We start from the raw sequence: 5,631 nt of genomic DNA on the forward strand, positions 1-5,631 counted from the left end.
ACAACTAATCACCTGGATCACGCTCAGTCGCCCCTACAACTTGAAGGCTTTGTTGGGACCGGCCAATGAAATCGACGATCCTACGATTGGCGAGATGCCCAAGTTCTCTCGTTTCTATCTTCGTCAAATGAGTGCGGAACAACTCTACCAATCGCTGGTCACTTCGACCAACGCCGGAGGTGGCGGCAGCTACGAAGAACAGGAGCGTCAGCGTCGCGAGTGGATGCAACAATTTGTCGTAGCGTTTGGCACTGATGAAGGTGACGAAGCGACCACATTTAACGGATCGATTCCGCAAGCGTTGATGTTGTTCAACGGCGATTTGGTCAAAAACGCGACCAGCACTAAACCCGGCAGCTTCTTGGATCAACTTTCGCAAAGCGGGCGATCGCCTCGAGATCGTTTGACCGATTTGTTCATGGCAGGCTTGGCACGGCGACCAAGCAAAGACGAGATGACAATCGCAGGCAAATTGATCGTAGCCCGTAAAGGGAATGAAAAAGAGATGTTGCAAGACATTTGGTGGGCGATTTTGAACACCAACGAATTTATCATGCAGCACTAACGGCAACCTGTAACACCTGCATCTGTATCCCCAACCCCAAAATTTTCGGCTTAGTTTTAAGGCAATTGAAAGGCACGTTTGAGATGATGAATCAATGGTACACCCCGGCGGGGATGACTCGGCGTCACTTCATGAGCCACCTAGCCGGCTCATCGGCCGCTGCCGCAGCAGCGTACACGATGGGAGGTTCGATCTACGCAAACAGCGACGAACTAAAGAAGAAGCGACGTTCGGCGATCATGTTGTGGATGGGTGGCGGTCCCTCGACAATCGATATCTGGGATCTGAAACCGGGCGCCAGCAGCGGCGGACCATTCCGCCCGATTTCGACGACCGGCGATATGCAAATTTGTGAGCACATGCCGTTGATGGCTCAGCAAATGAAGCACATGTCGATTGTCCGCAGCATGTCGACTCGCGAAGCGGATCACAATCGTGGCCGTTACTACATGCACACCGGTTACGTTCCGAACCCGAATATCGAACACCCCAGCTATGGATCGGTGTTGTCCCACGAACTAATTGACCAGCGGCCCGAGTTAGAGATTCCGCCGTTTGTATCGATCGGTGGCGCCAGCACCGGCCCGGGATTCCTGGGCATGGCATGGTCTCCGTTTTCGGTGACCAGCAACGGCCGAATTCGCAATCTCGAGATGAGTATGGAGAACTCGCGGTTGATGCAGCGGATGGCGGCGCTCAACATGATCGAGCAAGATTTTGCCAAACGCACTCGAGATCTACCTGCGAGCGAGCATTCGAAAGTCCTTAAAAAGACGTTCGACCTGATGACCAGCGAACAAATGAAAGCGTTCAAAGTCGCGGAAGAACCCGAGGAAGTGAAAGAGCGTTATGGCACCAACGGATTCGGGCAAGGCTGTTTGTTGGCCCGCCGATTGGTCGAAGCCGGGGTCCCCTTTATCGAGGTCGATCTTGGCGGCTGGGATAATCATGGTGATATTCACGCCACACTGAAAGACAACAAGCTGCCGATCCTCGACAAAGCGATGAGTGCATTGGTCGAAGATTTGGACCAACGTGGATTGCTGCAAGACACGGTGGTGATGTGGATGGGTGAATTTGGACGCACGCCGAACATCAATGCCGGAGCGGGACGCGACCACTTCGCACGTGCCTGGTCTTGTGTGGTCGGAGGTGCTGACATCAAGGGCGGCTTGGCCGTGGGCGAAACCAGCCGTGATGGTTCGGCCGTAGAAACCGAGCCCTTCAGTTCCGAAGACCTAATGACCACCGTGGTCAAGGGACTTGGAATTTCGACTGAAAAAACCTTTACCAGTAAGAATGGTCGACCGATGAAAATTGCTGGTGGTGGCAAGATCATTCGCGAACTTGTGTAATTAACGCAGTGCCAAAGTCGGATGGATCGCAACGTAAACAAGTCAGTTCCGCGGCGGATGCAAGTCATCTCAGCGATGCGGATGTGGGGCTGCGTAGCTCGACCACGACCTCGAGCGTTTGTGATCCCCATGTTGATCTGGAGCCCGCCGAACTGATCGAACGTCACCAACGGGGCGTTTGGCGGTACTTGCGGATGCTCGGGTGCGACAGCGCGACGGCGGACGACTTGACCCAAGAAACATTCTTACGTGTCTTGCGGCAAGGCAATTTTACTCAGCACAATGACGCTGCGACCGCCGGCTACCTGCGCCGCACCGCGTACAATCTACTCGTCTCGCGGCACCGCAAACACGGTCGTGTCCAAACCGTGGCCGAGCCCGCGGTGCTGGATGAGATCTGGAATCGGTGGGCGGGCAAGGATTTGACAGGCGATATTGCCATTGATGCGTTAAGAAATTGCATGGAATTGCTAACCGAGCGAGCACAATCGGCACTGCAAATGCGTTTTAGAGATGACATCAGCCGGGTCGAGATCGGGGCGGCACTTGGAATTTCCGATCATGGTGCACGGAATTTGATGCAAAGAGCTAAGCAGCAGCTCCGAGATTGTGTCGAGGAGAAGCTGCACACTAAGAATCGATAAGATGAACCGAAAAATTTCCCCTCACGAAGAACAAGCGATTGACGCGATGTTGGCCGAATTACACGGCCGACCCGCTCCCGATTTGTCCCAGCAAATCCTGCGTCGGCTGCGTGAAACGCCTTCTCAGGGCGACTTGTGTGCTGAATCGTTGACTTCATCGGGCTCGCTGAGGGTCGAAGTCGGAGCGACGCGCCGCCGGGCGGTTGCCGAGAAACCTACGCCCCTTTCCCAATGGAAACTGGGTTTATGGAAAAACGCCCCATGGAAAATCGCGACCACGATCGCGGCAATTGCCGCTGCACTGTTGCTGATGGTTTGGATGGGACGTGATTCCACCTCGGTCGACACTTCGTTGACAGCTCAAGATTCAAACCGCACACATTCACTCGACGGTGAGCCAGGCCGCGCGCTGCTTCCGCAGGAACTTGCTCATGAAAAGACAGCGCCGACCACGCCAATCATCGCACCCGATTCTCACGTTGTGCCCAAACCAGTGGAACGAAAACCGCTGAAGGGGATCCCCTTAGCGATGAAGTCTTCGTCCGAAGATCCGCTGGACGATATCGCACGACCGAAAATCGAGCAACCAAAAATTCAGGCTCCCGTGACCAAGGTGCCATCGATCGCACCGGACAACCGCAAGGCGGTGACGTTGGTCGCAAAAGAAATCGACACCAACCTGCACGACTATTGGTCATCGCTTGGCATCCAAGCGGCACAGGAAGCAGACGTTGCCGAGATCGCCGAGCGAATTTCGAACGTTTTGGGAACCGAGGTCCCCGAACACGCGATCGAATCGGCGACCGCCTTTCAATCGTTTCTTGCGAAGCCTGAGAACGCCCGCGGCGCCGCTCAGAAATTCATAAACGTGGTGACCGACGGAGGATTCCAAAAACTTGATCCCGAGAGCCAAACATCGCTATTAAGCGAACTAGCGAGTTGCTTTGACTCGGAACAACCGTTTGATGAAACCTTGGCGGCTTGGATCAGTGGCGACGGCCCAAACTCGCTGCACTGGTATTCGGCCAACGCGATCGATGGCATTCATCCCTTGGCTCGCCGTTTTGCGACGTTGACGATGAATGTCGACGTTCGCTGCATCAAATGCCACGACTCGGTGATTGAAAGCCGGGGCACGCAGAGCGAATACTGGGCGTTCGCTGGACTACTAGAGCGGAGCGTCAATCGAAAGAACAAAAAGGTATTTTCCGTCACGACGGACCGATCCTCCGACGATCTCGTTTTCTTCGAGACCTTGGATGGTCGTCAGAAGGTGGTCGAAGCGGGTGTGCCCGCAGGCTGGATCGCTGGTTCGGGTGACACCGCAGCGATGGATTTGAAACAGTGGTCACAACGGGTCATCGGGTCTCGCGAACTGGCTCGCGGCGTGGTGAATTCGATGTGGCGGATGATTCATGGACGTCCGCTACGCGGCTCGGTTGTGGATTTATCGACGCCTCCGCACACCGAATCGCTCGGTTCGCTTGAGCGACGATTAGTCGACGATTTAATCGATTCACGTTTTAACATTGCCAGGACGTTGGCACTGATCGTTTCCACCTCGACCACTCGGCGAACGGTTCCGGTTGCCCTTCGTGCTGATCAAATCGCGATGTCCAGTCAAGCCGATATCGATCACGGCAACATGCTCGTTGGCGCGTTTGCGGCCGCAGCGCCACAGCACGCGTCACTGCCGGTATCCAAACGCGTTCAATTTGCCAATCGTTCTGTTGGCGTCAGCCTCGATGCGATTCACAAGGAAACGCTGCTTTTGGCGCAGACGCTTGACACGACCGACAGCAAAACCAAGTCAAAAAGTCCGGGCGATGCGGTCACCGCGAAAGCGGACATCACGATTGAGCAGTTTCCTGGTAAAGCCGTCGGACCTCCGGTTCAATGGTTGACATTGATTGACGAATTGGACGAAAAGGTGAACCATCTTGCCTATCTCGTGCCAATGCAGAAGGTTCCCAAACCGGTCAACGAGGTGGTTGAGAAGATGGTGGCGGAGAAAAATTCCGAGCCACTGATCTTGCATCGTGTGTGGTGGATGATCCATCCCTAAAAACCACCACCGCCGGACGAGGCCCCGCGTCGGGCGCCATCTGCTTTGGCACGAACCGGGTGGTTTTCCTAGCGGAACGGCGTTCCGCTAGGAATGTCAACGGCGAGCCCACGCGTGTTTGCGGATTCGATTATGATAGAGAGCCGACGGCCGATTGCCGTTGCTGATTCTCTTCCATCTAGTCGTGCGAGGCCGAGGGACTGACATGGGCATCCGGTTCGCCTGCCATGTTTGCAATAAGCAGTTAAATATTAAGAGTGAACTCGCGGGCCGACGCGGTGTGTGTCCCTCGTGCGCGTCGCGATTCCGTATTCCCTTGCAGGATTCCGCCAAATCCTCTCCCGTCGAAATGAGGCCGGCGCCTGTAGCTGCGGAATCCCAGTCGGGTGCTCCGCAGCCGCAAAGTCAGCCGCCGCAACGAAAGGCTGCTGCCGCTTCATCGGATTCTTCGGGGGATGATATCGCTGCGAACGTTGCAGTCGCTGCTGCGGCCGACACGCAGCAACGCGGCAAGTCATCGAGTGCGTTGTTTGACGGTGAATCGACTTGGTACGTCCGCCCACCCAGTGGTGGCCAATATGGTCCCGCCACTGAAGAGGTGTTTCGCGAATGGATTACCGAGGGCCGCGTGGCCGCCACCGCATTGGTGTGGCGCGACGGCTGGGCCGAGTGGCGAGATGCGATCGACGTTTTACCCGAATTGTCGGGTCGCAGCGTCGCGGCTTCAGCCGCAGCAGCTCGCAACACCCCCTTCGGCGACTCCGCCGCAAGGCTGCCCATGGACTCGGCCTCTGCAAACAGCCGTACCGGTGACTCGGCCTCGGTAGCAACCGAGGTCTACGGGAATCGGCAAATCGGAGCCATCAAGCGAAAGCGGTTCCTACAGCGCGCCGCCACGATTACCGCACTTTCGATTGTCGCAATCGGGTTGGTCGCTGCACTTTTGGCCGTCGCTGGCCGATAACCTTCGCTGCACCTTGCCATCACAGTCCTGTGGGAGGA

4 protein-coding genes and 1 pseudogene are annotated in these 5,631 nt (G+C 56.0%); all 5 read left to right on the forward strand.

What is annotated here, in order from left to right:
- A pseudogene (locus tag ABX962_RS28605) lies at nucleotides 1-565 on the forward strand (hypothetical protein); the annotation flags it as partial.
- Nucleotides 566-648: 83 nt separating this feature from the next.
- Nucleotides 649-1,920 (forward strand): DUF1501 domain-containing protein, encoded by a 1,272-nt coding sequence (locus ABX962_RS28610; protein WP_339937863.1) that lies wholly within the window; start codon nucleotides 649-651, stop codon nucleotides 1,918-1,920.
- An 8-nt stretch (nucleotides 1,921-1,928) separates the two neighbouring features.
- Nucleotides 1,929-2,564, forward strand: a complete 636-nt coding sequence (locus ABX962_RS28615) for an RNA polymerase sigma factor (protein ID WP_372724597.1) — start codon at nucleotides 1,929-1,931, stop codon at nucleotides 2,562-2,564.
- A 1-nt stretch (nucleotide 2,565) separates the two neighbouring features.
- Nucleotides 2,566-4,629, forward strand: coding sequence for a hypothetical protein (locus tag ABX962_RS28620; RefSeq protein WP_372724599.1), 2,064 nt, complete (start codon nucleotides 2,566-2,568; stop codon nucleotides 4,627-4,629).
- A 349-nt stretch (nucleotides 4,630-4,978) separates the two neighbouring features.
- Nucleotides 4,979-5,593 carry a DUF4339 domain-containing protein gene (locus ABX962_RS28625; protein ID WP_372724601.1) on the forward strand — a complete coding sequence of 205 codons (615 nt, stop codon included), beginning with the start codon at nucleotides 4,979-4,981 and terminating at the stop codon, nucleotides 5,591-5,593.
- Nucleotides 5,594-5,631: the final 38 nt, after the last annotated feature.

The organism is Novipirellula sp., assembly GCF_041583735.1.
GTDB lineage: Bacteria > Planctomycetota > Planctomycetia > Pirellulales > Pirellulaceae > Novipirellula.